The sequence below is a fragment of the Achromobacter sp. KK8 genome (genome assembly GCF_054188005.1).
Genome location: NZ_CM135178.1, coordinates 4,511,285 through 4,526,201, shown reverse-complemented (window position 1 = coordinate 4,526,201; position 14,917 = coordinate 4,511,285). Strand labels below are relative to the sequence as shown.

Here is a 14,917-nt window from a genome sequence, read left to right as displayed (position 1 = left end):
GATTACCTTTCGTTGGGGGAAATGGGACCGAGCAGCACCACGCCGGCCAGGCCTTCGCCCGGCGCTACGCCAGGCTCGGCGGGCTCGGCTTCGTCCTGGCGTTGCAGCTCGACGCGCGTCAACGCCAGCGGCAACGGCGCCGGGCCGGCCAGCAGCCAGGCCGCCAGCGGCGCGGCGGGCGCGTGGTCGAAGCGAATGCGCCAGGCGCCGGCGGCGTCGGCGCTGACCTCGTAGCGGCCCGCCAGTCCGGCCGCATCGAGCCAGCGGCCCAGTGTTTCGGCCGACACCGCCGCCTGCCGCGCCGTTGGCGGCGGGCCGGCCTGGCGCAATACGGCATCAAGTTCGCGCGCGCCCGCTTCCAGCTGCCGCAGCGCTTGCCGGCTGCGCTCGATGCGCGCCAGCGACGGTTCGATCACCGCCAGCCAGCACAGCGCCGCGCCGACGACGCAGGCACAAAGCGCCAGCAGGCGTTTTTCGCTGTGCGACAGGCGCGTCCATGCCGCCACGCCGCGGGCTTGCCAGGCCTGGCGGCGCGCGCGCCAGCGACCGCGCCAGAGCGCCGGCAGGCCCAGCGGCCTGGGAGGAGGCGCCAGCGTCATGAGCGTTCCGCCTTCCCGGCCTCGGCATCCGCCGGCGCGCGGCGCAGGCGCCAACCGGTCGCGGTGGCCTGGACCGCCAAGCCCGCCTGGCGCGCCGCCTGGACCCAGCCGGGCGTAGCCGCCGGCTTGCCGTCGGCGGGCGCATCCTGCGTCCCGGGACGGGCCGCGGGCGGCATGTCCAGCTCCAGGCCGCCCGCCTCATAGCGCCAGGCCAGCACGTCGCCCGCGGCGAAGGCCATGTGTTCGCGCGCCGCCCGCAACAGGAATCCGAGTTCGCGCCAGTCATCGCCCGTGCCGGCGCGGCGTGCGGCCAATTGCCGGCGCGCCTGCGCCAGCGGGTCGACCACCGTGGTGATCGACGGAAACACCTGGCGCAACGCCTGCGCCTGTTGCTGGCGCAGGGCCTGCGCGCCATGTTCCAACCGGGTTGCCTGCAATGCCAGGCCGGCCATCCATACCGCGGCCGCCGCCATGGCCAGCGCGGTCGCCCTGCCCCAGCCCCAGGCGCCGGCCGCTGCATGGCCGTCGGCGGCGGCCGCGATGGTCCAGGGGATATCGGCCATCACGCCGCAGGCCGCCTCCGGCAACACCGGATCGGCCGCATCGCCACGCCACTGCGCCGGCACGGCGCCGATCCACTGGCGGGCGCCGGCGGCGCAAGCGGCGGCGTCCGGCCCCAACGTCCGCGCCAGTGTCGACGGCGTGTCGCCATCGGCCATTTCCAGCGCATATAGCGCGCCGCGTCCGTCGGGCTGGCGCGCCACCAGGTAGCCATCCAGGCAATACAGCGTCCAGCCCGACGCGGTCTCGGGCAGCCACAACGGCGTCGGCGCGAAGGCCGCCAGCGACAGTCCGCTGGCGGCGAGCAACGACTGCGCATCCGCGGCCGCCTGGGCGTCGACCCAGGCCACGGCGACCCACCCATCGGCGTCGCGGGGGCCGTGGCCGATGCGCAAGGTGTCGGGGTCCCCCAGCGCCAGCGGTTCGATCGCGCCTTCCACCGCGATCCGCAAGCGGGCCCGCGTCAGCGGCGGCAACGACACCGACGTCAGCGTGAGGTCTTCGGGATGCAGGAAAACGGTGACGCGCGCGCCCGGCCAGCGCCGCCCCAGTTCCGCCAGGGACAGGGGCGCCTGGCGGCGCCAGCCGGCCTTCTCTTGCACCGCCAGGGGCAGCGGCGTATCAGCCGCGAGAATGCGCAATGGCGGCAACAGCACGCGGATCGAGGCCATCACGCGCCTTCCCGCGACCAGACGATGCGCGAGGCGCCGTCGCTGGTGCGCGCCAGCAGCGCCTTCAACGGCAGGATCGCGTCGCCCAGCCGGGCCGCGCCGGTCAAGGTGAACCAGCCGCTGGCCACCGCCACGCGCGGCGCTTGCGGCGCCGCCACGGGGGTGTCGCCGCGGGCGTTGTTGCTGGCGTTGCCGCTTGCGTTGCTGCCTGTATCGGCGCCCGCGGCCTGCCCGGCGCCGCTGGCGCTGGCCAGGCGATTGGCGAAGTCGCCCTGGTTGACGAACCAGAGGCCGCCGTCGCGCTGCGCCACCATGGCCCTGGCCTGCTCCAGCGACATGCCCGGCACGCGCGCCGCGATGACTTCGGCGCTGGCGGTGTTGACGTTGACCAGGGTGACGCGCGGCAGCACCGTCACATGGCGCCGCAGCCGCGCCAGCACCACCACGTTCACGCCCGCCACGCCGGCAAGCTCCTCCAGGCCGCGCGGCGCCGGCAGCGCCGAGCCCGACGCCGCCCCCGGCTGCGAATCGAGCATGCGCTGGGCGATGGCCATGCCCACCTCGGGCGCCACGCCAACCAGGGCGCACAGGCGCAGCAGTTCCTCCACGCCGTCCTGGTGCAGCCGTCCTTCGAACACCAGGTTGCGCAGGTTGAACTTGCCCTGCTCGTCCTCCAGCCGGCCGACGAAGGCGGTATCGCGGCCGGGCGGTTGCAGCCGCGTGTCGATGATGGGCGCGGCCCAGTCGCCATCGGCGCGTGTCGCGGCCTGGCGCCGGCTGTCCTCCCGCAACAACTGGCGCGCCAGGCCCAGCCCGGCTTCGAGCACGGCCTGGGCCTGGGCGCGCGTCTGCGCCGCCTGCACCGCGCGCAGGAAAGTGTCCTGGCGCTGCAGCAACGACGCGACGATCATCGTCACCGCCGCCACCACCAGCAAGGCGCTGATCACCGCCATGCCGCGCTGCCGGTCACAGCTGCCAGGAACCGATGTCGGCATTGCCCGCGTCTCCATCCGGCTTGCCGTCCGCGCCCAGCGAAAACACGTCGATCTCGCCCCGGGTGCCGGGGTTCAGGTATTGATACGGGTGGCCCCAGGGATCATTCGGCAGGCGGTCCAGGTAGGCGCGCCAGGCGCTCGAGGCGCCCGGCCCCGAAGCCGGTCGTTCGACCAGGGCGCGCAGGCCCTGCTCGGTATTGGGGTAACTGCCGTTGTCGAGCCGGTACAGCTTGAGCGCCTGCATCAGCGCGCTGATGTCCTGGCGCGCCGCCACCGCGCGCGCCTGGTCGGGCCGGTCCAGCAGCCGCGGCACGATCAGCGCGGCCAGGATACCCATGATGACGATCACCACCATGATCTCGATCAGCGTGAAACCACGCTGCCGGCGCCTGGGCGGGTACTGCCTATCCGTCATGAACCGGCCTGCTTTCATCGCGCTTGGACTCCGGGGCAATCACATGGGGAGCCCGGGGGACGGCATGGCGGGTGGCGGCGAAACCGCCCGCACCGCCCCTCGGGTCCGCACAGTGTGGCCAACCCGGATTTCACGCATTTGACCCATTGTGTGGAGCTTTGAAAGGCAGTCGACGCGCGCGCCGGCGGCATTTGCGGCGCCTTTGGATCCGGCAACCGCCTAGGGATTTCCCGCGTTCTGCCGGCGGCTTCGCCGGGGCGCCGCAATTTTTTCCGTTTCCTGAAAGGTGAACGGAAGTTTGGATTTTTAGACTCCCGCATTCATTGGAATGTCAGCTTTTTTTCAGATCCAAGTCAGTCTCGGAAGAAAGCCACAACAAAGGGAGGAAGGAATCCAATGCAATCCAAACGCAGCGTCATCAAGCGCGAGGCGTGGGCCGCGGGCACGATGATCGTGCTCGGCCTGGGCGCCATCGCGCAGGCATCCACGTACACCATCGGCAGCCTGGCCCGCATGGGCCCGGGCATGTTCCCCGCCATCCTCGGCGTGCTGCTGGTCCTGCTGGGGCTGGTCATCGCTCGCACGGCCTACTCGCCCCTGGCGGCGGAAGAGGACGCCGAGGACATCCCCCCGCCCGAATGGCGCGGCTGGGGCTGCATCATCGGCGGCCTGATGGCTTTCATCCTGATCGGCAAATTCGGCGGCCTGGTGCCCGCTACGTTCGCGCTGGTCTTCATCTCGGCCATGGGCGACCGCCAGCACACCGCGCGCAGCGCGGCGCTGCTGGCGGTAGGCGTGACGCTGCTCGGCGTCGCGGTGTTCTCCTGGGCGCTGCAGTTGCAGTTCCCGCTGTTCCGCTGGGGTTGAGCCATGGAAATCCTCAATAACCTGATGCACGGGTTCTCGGTGGCGTTCGCGCTCGACAACCTGTTGTGGGCCGTGTTCGGCGTGTTCATGGGCAACCTGATCGGCGTGCTGCCCGGCATGGGCGTGCTGGCCGCCATCTCGATCCTGCTGCCGCTGACCTACACCATGACGCCGACCGCGGCGCTGGTGATGCTGTCGGGCATCTACTACGGCTCGCAGTATGGCGGCGGCATCACCTCCATCATGCTGAACCTGCCGGGCACCGCCTCGCACGCGGTGGCCTGCCTGGATGGCAATCCGCTGGCGCGCAACGGCAAGGCCGGCTCGGCGCTGTTCATGCTGATGTTCTCGTCGTTCTGCGGTGCCTCCGTCGGCATCCTGGCGATGATCCTGTTCTCGCCGCTGCTGGTCGACGTGGCCTTCAAGTTCGGCCCGGCCGAGTACTTCTCGATGATGATGCTGGGCCTGCTGGCCGGCGCCACGCTGGCCAAGGGCTCGGCGATCAAGGGCGTGGCGATGGTGGTGGTCGGCCTGTTGCTCGGCGTGATCGGCACCGACGTCAACACCGGCACCATGCGCTTTCACTTCGGCATCCTCGAACTGAGCGACGGCCTGCAGATCGTGGCGCTGGCCATGGGCCTGTTCGGCGTGGCGGACTTCCTCAAGAACATCAACCAGATCGGCGGCGACACCAAGGTCACCAGCACCAAGGTCAGCATGAAGTCGATGCGCCCCGAAGCCGGCGACATCAAGCAGTCGCGCGGCGCCCTGGTGCGCGGCACCGCCATCGGCGCGGCATTCGGCATCCTGCCGGGCACCGGCCCGACCATCGCCTCGTTCATCTCGTACGCGGTGGAAAAGAAAGTGGCGCGCGAGCCGCGCCGCTTCGGCCGCGGCGCCATCGAGGGCATCGCCGGCCCCGAGGCCGCCACCAGTGCCTCGACCCAGACCAGCTTCATCCCCACCATGAGCCTGGGCATCCCCGGCGACCCGGTGATGGCATTGATGCTGGGCGCGTTGATCATCCACGGCATCCAGCCCGGACCGCAGATGATGGTCGAACACGCCGACATGTTCTGGGGGCTGATCGCCAGCTTCTGGGTCGGCAACGTGCTGCTGCTGTTGCTCAACCTGCCGCTGATCGGCATGTGGGTGCGCCTGTTGACCGTGCCGTTCCGCTACCTGTTCCCGGCGGCGCTGTTCTTCGTCTGCGTCGGCGTCTACAGCACCAACAACAACCTGTTCGACGTGGGCATGGTGACGCTGTTCGGCGCGGCCGGCTATGCGTTGATACGGTTGCGTTTCGAACCGGCGCCGCTGCTGCTGGGCTTCGTGCTCGGGCCGATGGTGGAAGAGAACTTCCGCCGCGCCCTGCTGCTGTCGCGCGGCGACCTGGCTATCTTCGTGACGCGTCCGATCAGCCTGGGCTTCGTGCTGGCCTGCGTGATGCTGATCGCCCTGCTGCTGGTATCGGCCGTGCGCCACAGGAACAGGATGCAGGCGGCCCTGCGGGAATCCGGTTCGGCGGCCTGAGCCACGCCGCGCCGATGGACGGCCGCCCCCGGGGCGGCTGTCCCATTTGCAGAGGCGCGACTCGCGCCGCGCCCGCGCTTACGCCCCGGACGGATCTTCGGTCGCGGCGCGATGACCGTCGATATGGCCCAGCGGCCGACCCGGATCGAGGCGGTCGCGCACACGTTGCTTGAGCACCTTGGCCTCGGGAAAGCCGCCATCGCGCTTGCGGTCCCAGAGCAGTTCGCCGTCATAAGTGATCTGGAACACGCCGCCGGTGCCGGGCTGCAGCGCCACCTCGCCCAGGTCGGTGGCGAAGGTGGACAACAGCTCCTGCGCCATCCAGCCGGCGCGCAACAGCCATTGGCACTGCGTGCAATAGAGGATGACGATGCGGGGACGGGCGGCGGCGGTAGTCATGGCGCGGATCATTCTACGCCAGCCAGATACCGCCGCGCGTTTGCCAACGCCTGGGCGGCCTTCGCCCGGCCCCCAGGCGGGGCGGCTTTCAGGGCAGGCGCAGGCTGGTGGATAATGTCGGGTTTTCCCGGGCGTGCAACGCGCCCCGAGCCTGCCATGAAGTCTGCATTACCCGCCGCCCGCCGCCAATCCTGGCTGATCGGCCTCCTGATGGGGCTGGTCACGCTGACGCCCATGGGCATCGACATCTACCTGCCCTCGCTGCCGGCCATGGCGGCCGGCTTCGAGCAGCCGATGAGCGCGCTGCAGGCCAGCATCACCCTCTTCATTTTCGCGGTCGGCGTCGGCCAGGTCCTCATCGGCCCGCTGGCCGACCGCTACGGCCGGCGGCCGGTGGCGCTGGGCGGCGCGCTTGCCTACCTGCTGGGATCGGCGCTGGGCGCGGCCGCCACCTCGCTGGAACTGTTCTATGCCGCCCGCGTGATCCAGGGCCTGGGCGCCTGCTCGGCCTCGCTGGTGGCGTTCGCGGCGGTGCGCGACCGGTTCAGTCCCGCTGTCGGCGCGCGTGTCTACAGTTACCTCAACGGCGCCCTTTGCACGGTGCCGGCGCTGGCGCCGATGCTGGGCGGCGCCCTGGCCGTGCACCTGGGCTGGCGCAGCACGTTCGTCTTCATGGTGCTGTTCGCGCTGGCGCTGGCCCTGCTGCTGGCCTGGCGCTTCGACGAGACGCGGGCCGCGCCGCCGTCCGGCCGCGCGCCGCTGTACAGCCTGCGCCGCTATGCGCCCATCATCGCCAGCGGCCGCTTCCTGTACTTCGCCGTCTTCGGCATGGCCGGCATGGCGATGATCCTGGTATTCGTATCGGCCGCGCCGGTGGTGCTGGTGCAGCAGCTGGGCTATTCCGAGCTGGGCTTCTCGGCCTGGTTCGGCGGCAATGCCGCCATCAATATCGCGGCGTTCTTCCTGGCGCCGGTATTCATCGCGCGTTTCGGCCGCCATGCCATGCTGCGGGTCGGCATGGCCGCGCTGCTGCTGGCGGCGCTGATGCACCTGGCCGCGTGGCGCTGGGCGCCCTCGGCCGCCTGGATCTTCATGCTGCCGGTGGCGGTGCTGACCGTCGGTTTCTCGCTGGCGCTCGGTTCGGCCCTGAGCCTGGCGCTGGAACCCTTCGCCGACCGCGCCGGCACCGCCGCCGCCGTCTACGGGCTGTTCCAGATGAGCGGTTCGGCCGTCATCGCCACCGCCCTGCTCGACCACGGCGTCGCGCCGCAGGCGGCGATGGGACTGATCGGCGTGCTGATCGTGGCGCCGCTGCTGTGCCTGTCGGGCCTGATGGCACGCCGCGCGGGCGCGGGGCGCTGACGCCACCGTCGGCGCGCTCCGGCGCCCCGCCTCAGGCCGCGGCGCGCGGCGCGTTCGACAGATGCATCAGCAAGGCGCCGCCCGCGATCAGCGCGGCGCCGGCCAGGCGCCCGGGATTGAGCGCGCTGCCCACGAAGCCCACCAGCGCATAGCGATCCAGCAGCAGCGCCGCCAGCATCTGGCCCGCGATCACCGCCGCCAGGAACGCGCCCGCGCCCAGACGCGGCGCCAGCATCAGTGCGGCCGTGATGTAGAACACGCCCGACAACCCGCCGGTCCAGCCCCACCATGGCAGCCGGCCGATCTCGCCGAAACTGGGCGCGGGCACCCGCAGCAGCGCCATCACCACCATGGCCGCGACAGCGCTGACCGCCAATGACACCATGGTGGCCCACAAGGGATGGCCCAAATGGCGCCCCAGGGCGGCGTTGGCGCCGGCCTGGATCGGCACCAGCGCGCCGGCCAGGACGGCGGCGGGAATGACGTAGGCGGTCGAGAAATTCATGGCCGGACTCCGGTAATGGATGAATGGGGAATGGGAATGGCGCTATTCTCATATTCATCAACCATTGAATCCAATTCGATATTCGTCTTTTGGATATGCACATCACGAATAATCTAAGGGCAATCGACCTGAACCTGCTGGTGGTGCTGGATGCCCTGCTGCATGAACGCCACCTCACCCGCGCCGCCGCCCGGCTGCCAATGAGCCAGCCGGCCATGAGCCACGCGCTGGCGCGCCTGCGGGTGTTGCTGGGCGACCCCCTGTTCCATCGCACCCGGGGCGGCTTGCGCCCCACGGCCCACGCGCTGGCGCTGGAGGCGCCGCTGCGCGATGTGCTGGCGCAGGTGCGCCGGCTACTGGCGGGCGCGGTGTTCGAGCCGGCGGCGAGCCGGCGCGCGTTTCGTCTGGCCATGTCGGACTACGGCGCGCGCGTGGCGCTGCCGCCGCTGTTGCGCCACATGCGGCGCGAGGCGCCGGGCATCGACCTGGAAATCAGCTATGCCAGCCGCAGCGGCATGATCGCCGGCGTGGCCGATGGCCAGCTGGACCTCGCGCTGTCGGTGTTTGGCGAAACACCGGCCGACATCCGCCGCGCGGTGCTGTTCCTGGAGGATTTCGTCTGCGCCGCCGATGCCGCCCAGGGCGTGCCGTCGACCTTGCAGGCGTATCTGGCGCGGCCGCACGTGCTGGTCGCGGCCGGACCGGACCAGCGCGCCGCCGAGGTCGATGCCGCGTTGGCCCGCCTCGGCCACGCGCGCCGTGTGGCGGTGCGCCTGCCGCACTGGACCGCGGCGCCCGCCATGCTGGCCGGCACCGATCTGCTGCTGACGGTGGCGCGCCGCACGGTCGACCCGGTCCCGCCGGGATTGGCGGTCGGCGCGGCGCCGTTTCCTATCGCGCCCCTGGCCTTCGAAATGATCTGGCATGAACGCGCCGATGCCGATGCCGGCCTGGCGTGGCTGCGCGCGCAGCTCGGCGCCGCGCTCGCCTGACGCATGCCGACGCGGCGCCGCCCGCTCGCTTTGGCCTACTATCGGCATATCCCTCTCTCCAGGAGATGTCATGCCATCCGAGCTTTCGATGCCTGCACGGCCCGCGGCCGCCCCCGCCGCGTCGCCAGACCCCTTGCTGTCATACGCGCTGCGGGACGGCGTCGCCACGCTGCGCCTGAACCGGCCGGCGCAGTTCAATGCGCTGTCCGAAGGCCTGCTGGACGCGCTGCGCGCCGCCATCGATGCGCTGGCGCGCGCGCCGGACCTGCGTTGCGTGGTGCTGGAGTCGGCCGGCCGCGCCTTTTGCGCCGGACACGATCTGCGCGAGATGCGCAGCCAGCCGTCGTTCGATTACTACCTGGCCCTGTTCCGCAAATGCAGCGGCGTGATGCAGGGCCTGCAGGCCCTGCCGGTGCCGGTGATCGCCAAGGTCCGCGGCGTGGCCACCGCGGCGGGCTGCCAACTGGTCGCCAGCTGCGACCTGGCGGTGGCCGAGGACACAGCGCGATTCGCCGTGTCGGGCATCAACGCCGGCCTGTTCTGCTCGACGCCGGCCGTGGCCCTGAGCCGCAACATCGCCGCCAAGCGCGCTTTCGAGATGCTGGTCACGGCGCGCTTCATCGACGCCGAGCAGGCGCGCGACTGGGGCCTGCTGAACGACGTCGCGCCCGCGCAGGAGCTGGATGCGAGGGTCCAGGCCCTGGTTGACGTCATCGTGGCCAAGAGCCCCGCGGCCATCCGCTACGGCAAGCGCATGTTCTACGCCCAGCGCCAGATGCCGCAGGCCGAAGCCTACGAATACGCCGCCGAGGTCATGGCCCGCAACATGATGGAGGAAGACGCGGGTGAAGGCATCGACGCCTTCCTGCAGAAGCGCGCGCCGCGCTGGCGCCAATAGGCTGCCAGCCGCCGCGGGCGCGCCACGGCGGGCGCGGCGTCGCGCCGCCGGCGCGCGCAGTATCCTCGCGGCCGCTGGCCGTCAGGCCAGCCAGCCCAGCGCCCAACCGCCCGCGGCCGCGGCCAGCACCACCCACAACGGCGACCAGCGCGCATAGACCAGCAGGCCGAACAGCGCCAGCGCCAGCGCGAAATCCCACTTGCCGCGGATCGCGCTGGTCCATACCGGGTCATACAGCGCCGACAGCAGGATACCGACCACCGCGGCGTTCACGCCCGCCACCATGTTGCGCACGCCCGGCCGTCGCCGCAGGCTTTCCCAGAACGGCAAGGCCGCCGCCACCAGCAACGCGCCCGGCAGGAAGATGGCCACCAGCATCGCCAGGCCGCCGGCCCAGCCCGACAAGGGCCCGGCCGAGGCCGAGCCAAGAAAGGCGGCAAAGGTGAACAAGGGGCCGGGCACGGCCTGCGCGACGCCGTAGCCGGCCAGGAAATCCGCGTCCGGCACCATGCCGCCGCCCACCGCCGCCGTCTGCAGCAGCGGCAGGACGACATGGCCGCCGCCGAACACCAGGGCGCCGGCACGGTAGAACCCCGCCAGTTGGGCCGCCAGCCGCGCGCCCGACAGGTCGGCCCACAACGGCAGCGCCACCAGCAACAGGATGAACAGGGCCAGACAGACGTAGCCGCCGAGGCGCGACGCGCCCTGGGTCCGGTTGGCCAGGAGGGGCCGCGGCGGCACCTGCAACAGGGCGGCGCCAGCGACGGCGCCCAACGCGATGGCGCCGATCTGCCCCAGCGTCGACGGCAGCGCCAGCGTCATCAGCGCGGTCAGCATCGCCAGCCCGGCGCGCGGACGATCGGGGCAGAGCGATCGGCCCATGCCCCATACGGCCTGGGCGATGACGGCCACCGCGGCCACTTTCAGGCCGTGCACCGCCGGCAGGCCGGCCAGGCCGCCAAACCGCGCCAGCCCCAGGCCCAGCAGGATCATCGCCAACGCCGACGGCAGCGTGAACGCCAGCCAGGCGGCCAGCATGCCCGCCCACCCCGCCCGCTTCAGGCCCAGGGCCATGCCGACCTGGCTGCTGGCCGGCCCCGGCAGGAACTGGCAAAGCGCCACCAGATCGGAAAAAGCGTAATCGTCGAGCCAGCGGCGGCGGTCGACGAATTCCTCGCGGAAATAGGCCAGATGCGCCACCGGACCGCCAAAAGCCGTCAAGCCCAGGCGCAGGAAAGCCAGGAAGACCTCCATACAGGAGCCCCGTCCGGCCGGGACGGCTTCGCTGGCCGCCGTCTTGCTGGCGACGTGTTCATCATGAAAAGGCGGCTGCGGCGGCATCGGGGCGGCACTCTGACACGGTTGAAGCCCCCCGGGATGGCGGGTCTCCATGATTCAAGCTTATAGCCGGGCGGCGTCATCGTTTCAATCGTCCACCTATCCCGGCGTCCGGATCACTACATGAATTTTCACAATTTCCATACAAATGCGGGCGGATTGCGATAGCCCCCTTCGGTAGCATTCCGCAGCCCACCGCGATGGAACTCGATGCGCCCGGACGGCAGATGTGCGGCCCTCGCGCCCCACAGGAATCACAGCATGCTCAAGTTCACGATCCGTATATTCGTGGTCGCCGCCATTGCCTATATCGCCGCCTCCCAGCTCGTGAACCGCAGCCTGGAATACCTGCTCGATTCGGTCAGCGCCGACCTCTCCTACCAGGCGGTGCGCGGCCAGATGTATGCGCTGCACAAGGAACTGGACCCGATCGAACCCGAATCGCGCGCCGCCTTCATCCGCGATTCGCTGCGGCCCCATTACGGGCTGGAGCTCAAGCTGGTGACGCCGGAACGGATCGAGGCCACCGAGAAGGAACGGCAGGACCTGGCCACGCGCGGCTTCATCATGCGCGACGAGTACAACACCTATCTGGCGCCCCTGCCCGGCGAGCCGCGCCAATGGCTCGAAATGCGCCTGCCGGGCGAACCGTCGCTGGAAAAATGGATCACCTGGGGCGCCTGGCTGGCGCTCTGCATGGTGCTGGCGGTGGTCCTGCTGCTGTTGTGGGCGCTGCCGGTCTGGCGCGACCTGGATGCCCTGCGCAACGCCACGCTGCGCATGGGCCAGGGCGACCTGGCGGTACGGGTGCGGCTTTCGCATTTCTCCGGTATCCGGCACGTCGGCGAGAGTTTCAACCAGATGGCCGAGCGCATCGCCGCGCTGGTGGAAAACCAGCGCAGCCTGACCAACGCGGTTTCGCATGAACTGCGCACGCCGCTGGCGCGGTTGTCTTTCGAGGTCGACATGCTCGGCCAGGAAAAATTCCTGCCCAAGCGCGACCAGATCCTGCACGACATGCGCACCGACATCGGCGAGCTCGAGGCGATGGTGGGCGAACTGCTGGTGTACGCGCGGCTGGAGCGCCCCGCCGAAGACGTCGTCACCCAGGAAACAGTGGACGTGCGCGACTGGCTGGGCGAAGCGCTGGCCCAGGTCGCGCACCAGGCCGACGCGCGCGGGGTGCGCTGCCACGTGCGCGATGGCCTGCCGGCCCATGTCCAGCTGCATCCGCGCTACATGAGCCGCGCGCTGCTGAACCTGGTGCAGAACGCGGTGCGGTACGCCAGCGGGCGCATCGAGATCGCACTCACCAGCTGCCCCGCCGGGGGCTACGAATTGGTGGTGGACGACGACGGCCCGGGCATCCCGCTTGAACACCGCGGACGCATCTTCGAACCCTTCATCCGCCTGGACGAAAGCCGCGACCGCGGCACCGGCGGCGCCGGCCTGGGCCTGGCCATCGTCAAGCGCGTCGCCGCCAGCCATCAGGGCACGATCGAGGTGCAGGACAGCCCCCTGGGCGGCGCGCGTTTTGTCCTGCGGTGGCTGTCGGCGCCGGTGACGGCGGACTGATCGCCGCCACCCGGGCCGCGCCGGCGCCTATCGCCAGGCGGTGCCCACCTGGATGTAGAACGCGTTCTGGTCCCTGCTATGGGCCACGTCGATCCCCACCGCCAGGCCCAGCTTGCGCGCGATCAGGTAGCGGAATCCCGTGCCGACGCTGACGATATTGGTGGCCTGGCCAAAGCTGTTCCAGCGGCCATAGGCCTTGCCCACGCCGGAAAAACCCAGCAGCGACCAGCGCGGCGTCACGTTCCAGCGCAGTTCGACTTCGGTGGTCAGCGCGTTCTTGTCCTGGTAGCGGCCGCGCGAGACGCCGCGCAGGTCGATATAGGGCTGGGCGTAGAACGGCACCGAACCGCTGGTGACCTGGGCATCCGCCCGCAGCCCCAGCGTCCAGCGCGGCGACAGCGGCTGCCACACATAGCCGCGGGCGCCATAGGTATCGAAGGACTGGGAACTGCCGAACCCCGGCCGCGCGAACTGGGCCTCCAGCTCTGCATAAGCGCCCTTGGTGGGATAGAACATGTTGTCGCGGCCGTCGTAGTCCACCACCAGGCCGAGTTTGCCGATACTGCGCGAAACGTCTCCCGCCTTCAGCTCGGACGCCATCTGTCCCGTGAACGTGGTGCGGGAGTTGAAATAGGTATAGCGCGGACCCGCATACCATTTCGATTCGCCAAGCCGGGCCAGCAGTTGCTGTACCAGGAACGTCCCCTTCAGCTCGTAGCTGCGGCCGCGGTTGAGCATGCCGTAATAGTCCAGATTCATACGCCCCTGGGCCAGCGCGCCCAGGTAGCGGTAGCGGTCGCCGCCCCAGGTGTGGAAATGGAACAGGCCGCCGCCGCGCGACCCGTTCTCGGTCATCAAGCCGCCGGCCCCGGTAATGTTGGGCGGCGCCGCGGCCTCGCCGCTGGCCCGCGCGCGTTCGCCCGCTTCCGACATCGACTCCGAGAAATACAGCAGCATCAGGCCGCCGCCATATCCCACGGCCGGTTCGGTGATCACCGCCGGCACCGGCATCAACCCTTTGTTGTGGAGCAGATAGTTGCTGATGTCGAAGCCGCCGTCCTCGGGGTCGGTGAGCTTCTGCGCGACCGCCGCGCCGCAGACCAGCCAGAGCCCCAACACACGCAACGCATGGCGCATAGACGCCTCCCAGGCGAGCGGGCCCGCCGCCCCGGCGAACGGCGCCCAAGGCTGCATGGCCCGTATCAGAACACCAGCGTGGCCGAGGCCATGACGGTGCTGCTGCTGTCCAGGCGATTGGTGCTGCTGATGGTCGGCACCCAGCGCAGCCCGAGCGACAGCGATCGCTTGTCGGCCAGTTTGCGGTCGTAGGTGATGACCGGGCCGAGCGCCCAGTCGCGGCCCTTGAAGCCATTCAGGCGATCCGCCGTCGGCCCGCTGTCGCTGCCCAGCTGCTGCTGCGTGCCCAGCACCAGCCCCACGGCCAGCCCGTTCGAAAAGGTCTTGCGCCCCATCACGTCTATGCCGAAGATCGGCGCGTTGCGGTAGTCGGTATCGTTATTGCGGGTGTAGAACTGCACGCTGGCGACCGTGTCGAGCTGCAAGCCCGACTCCGGGAAGATATGGGTATAGGCCACCTGCGGAATGAAGGTCCAGTTGTTCAGGCTGGGATTGGCCAGGGCGTTGGCATCGTACTTGCCAGTGGGCGCCCACACGTTCAGGCTCAGCGCCATGTGCGAGGTTTCCGAAAAGTGGTAGCCGGCGATGATCGGCGAGAAATACAGGTCGAACAGGTTGGACGCGGTATCGCTCTCGCCCGTGCTGCGGCCCAGCGGCCCGGAAGCCCGCGCGTTCACCTTGGTCCAGACATAGGGCAATGTGACGCTGGACGCAAAGTTCCAGCGGCCCGGCCCGGTGTCCCAGGTCTTGAGCAAGGTCGCCAGCGTGAACGCCACCTTGCCCTCCACGTCGGCCGACACGCGCTTGCCCAAGGGCACGTCGCGGCCGCCGCCGACCTTGCCGTCCAGGTAGATCTCGGCGAAGTTCACCGCCCAGATGGGCTCGGGCGAAACGATGCCGGCATTGGGCTGCACGCTGGTGCCCGTCACCTGTCGCCCCAGCGCGCCTTCGGTGGCATGCGCCGAGAAGGGCACGGCCAGCAGCGCGGCAACCAGCAACGGAACGCCACTGGGGCGCGAACTGCGATGAGGCGACACTCTCGACATGCTGTGGCTCCCGCTGGGTCGTAA

The 14,917-nt window shown here is 70.0% G+C and carries 15 protein-coding genes; 6 read left to right on the top strand and 9 right to left on the bottom strand.

Features of this window, described 5'->3' with window-relative positions; translation table 11 throughout:
* Nucleotides 1-2: 2 nt before the first annotated feature.
* Genes gspM through gspG form a run of 4 tightly spaced genes read right to left on the bottom strand, consistent with a single transcriptional unit; the run spans nt 3 to nt 3,241 of the window.
* On the bottom strand, nt 3-599 hold the full coding sequence (gspM, locus tag ACVN9Z_RS21030) for a type II secretion system protein GspM (protein WP_026384971.1): 597 nt from the start codon (nt 597-599) through the stop codon (nt 3-5).
* Nucleotides 596-1,831: a type II secretion system protein GspL gene (gene gspL, locus ACVN9Z_RS21025; RefSeq protein ID WP_020927620.1), complete on the bottom strand. Its 1,236-nt coding sequence runs from the start codon at nt 1,829-1,831 to the stop codon at nt 596-598. The genes gspM and gspL overlap by 4 nt, the downstream gene beginning before the upstream one ends.
* Nucleotides 1,831-2,826, bottom strand: a complete 996-nt coding sequence (gene gspK, locus ACVN9Z_RS21020) for a type II secretion system minor pseudopilin GspK (protein WP_026384970.1) — start codon at nt 2,824-2,826, stop codon at nt 1,831-1,833. Before gspK ends, gspL begins: the two co-directional genes overlap by 1 nt.
* Nucleotides 2,798-3,241, bottom strand: a complete 444-nt coding sequence (gene gspG, locus ACVN9Z_RS21015; protein ID WP_026384969.1) for a type II secretion system major pseudopilin GspG — start codon at nt 3,239-3,241, stop codon at nt 2,798-2,800. The genes gspK and gspG overlap by 29 nt, the downstream gene beginning before the upstream one ends.
* 396 nt (nt 3,242-3,637) lie before the next feature.
* Here gspG and ACVN9Z_RS21010 point away from each other — a divergent pair, with 396 nt between their 5' ends.
* A complete protein-coding gene (locus tag ACVN9Z_RS21010) occupies nt 3,638-4,108 on the top strand; it encodes a tripartite tricarboxylate transporter TctB family protein (RefSeq protein WP_026384968.1) in 471 nt (156 codons plus the stop codon).
* A gap of 3 nt (nt 4,109-4,111) precedes the next feature.
* Nucleotides 4,112-5,641, top strand: a complete 1,530-nt coding sequence (locus tag ACVN9Z_RS21005) for a tripartite tricarboxylate transporter permease (RefSeq protein ID WP_026384967.1) — start codon at nt 4,112-4,114, stop codon at nt 5,639-5,641.
* 78 nt (nt 5,642-5,719) lie between these two features.
* Here ACVN9Z_RS21005 and ACVN9Z_RS21000 read toward each other — a convergent pair whose 3' ends face one another.
* Nucleotides 5,720-6,040, bottom strand: coding sequence for a SelT/SelW/SelH family protein (locus ACVN9Z_RS21000; RefSeq protein ID WP_458212576.1), 321 nt, complete (start codon nt 6,038-6,040; stop codon nt 5,720-5,722).
* A 156-nt stretch (nt 6,041-6,196) separates the two neighbouring features.
* Here ACVN9Z_RS21000 and ACVN9Z_RS20995 point away from each other — a divergent pair, with 156 nt between their 5' ends.
* Nucleotides 6,197-7,402, top strand: coding sequence for a multidrug effflux MFS transporter (locus ACVN9Z_RS20995; protein ID WP_058664390.1), 1,206 nt, complete (start codon nt 6,197-6,199; stop codon nt 7,400-7,402).
* Nucleotides 7,403-7,433: 31 nt separating this feature from the next.
* On the opposite strand, the gene ACVN9Z_RS20990 is transcribed toward ACVN9Z_RS20995, so the two are convergent.
* Nucleotides 7,434-7,907, bottom strand: a complete 474-nt coding sequence (locus tag ACVN9Z_RS20990; RefSeq protein ID WP_020927613.1) for a DMT family transporter — start codon at nt 7,905-7,907, stop codon at nt 7,434-7,436.
* A 95-nt stretch (nt 7,908-8,002) separates the two neighbouring features.
* On the opposite strand from ACVN9Z_RS20990, the gene ACVN9Z_RS20985 reads away from it, so the two are divergent.
* Together ACVN9Z_RS20985 and ACVN9Z_RS20980 are read left to right on the top strand one after the other, a co-directional pair.
* Complete coding sequence (locus ACVN9Z_RS20985; RefSeq protein WP_020927612.1) at nt 8,003-8,899, top strand: LysR family transcriptional regulator; 897 nt, start codon at nt 8,003-8,005, stop codon at nt 8,897-8,899.
* Nucleotides 8,900-8,969: 70 nt separating this feature from the next.
* A complete protein-coding gene (locus ACVN9Z_RS20980) occupies nt 8,970-9,797 on the top strand; it encodes an enoyl-CoA hydratase (RefSeq protein ID WP_006386366.1) in 828 nt (275 codons plus the stop codon).
* A gap of 81 nt (nt 9,798-9,878) precedes the next feature.
* Here the strand turns inward: ACVN9Z_RS20980 and chrA are convergent, their stop codons facing one another.
* Complete coding sequence (gene chrA / locus ACVN9Z_RS20975; protein WP_020927611.1) at nt 9,879-11,138, bottom strand: chromate efflux transporter; 1,260 nt, start codon at nt 11,136-11,138, stop codon at nt 9,879-9,881.
* 258 nt (nt 11,139-11,396) lie between these two features.
* Here chrA and ACVN9Z_RS20970 point away from each other — a divergent pair, with 258 nt between their 5' ends.
* Nucleotides 11,397-12,710: an ATP-binding protein gene (locus tag ACVN9Z_RS20970; protein ID WP_020927609.1), complete on the top strand. Its 1,314-nt coding sequence runs from the start codon at nt 11,397-11,399 to the stop codon at nt 12,708-12,710.
* A gap of 27 nt (nt 12,711-12,737) precedes the next feature.
* Here ACVN9Z_RS20970 and ACVN9Z_RS20965 read toward each other — a convergent pair whose 3' ends face one another.
* Nucleotides 12,738-13,847, bottom strand: a complete 1,110-nt coding sequence (locus tag ACVN9Z_RS20965) for a BamA/TamA family outer membrane protein (RefSeq protein ID WP_026384931.1) — start codon at nt 13,845-13,847, stop codon at nt 12,738-12,740.
* A 65-nt stretch (nt 13,848-13,912) separates the two neighbouring features.
* Nucleotides 13,913-14,893: a SphA family protein gene (locus ACVN9Z_RS20960; protein ID WP_458212575.1), complete on the bottom strand. Its 981-nt coding sequence runs from the start codon at nt 14,891-14,893 to the stop codon at nt 13,913-13,915.
* Nucleotides 14,894-14,917 lie beyond the last annotated feature (24 nt).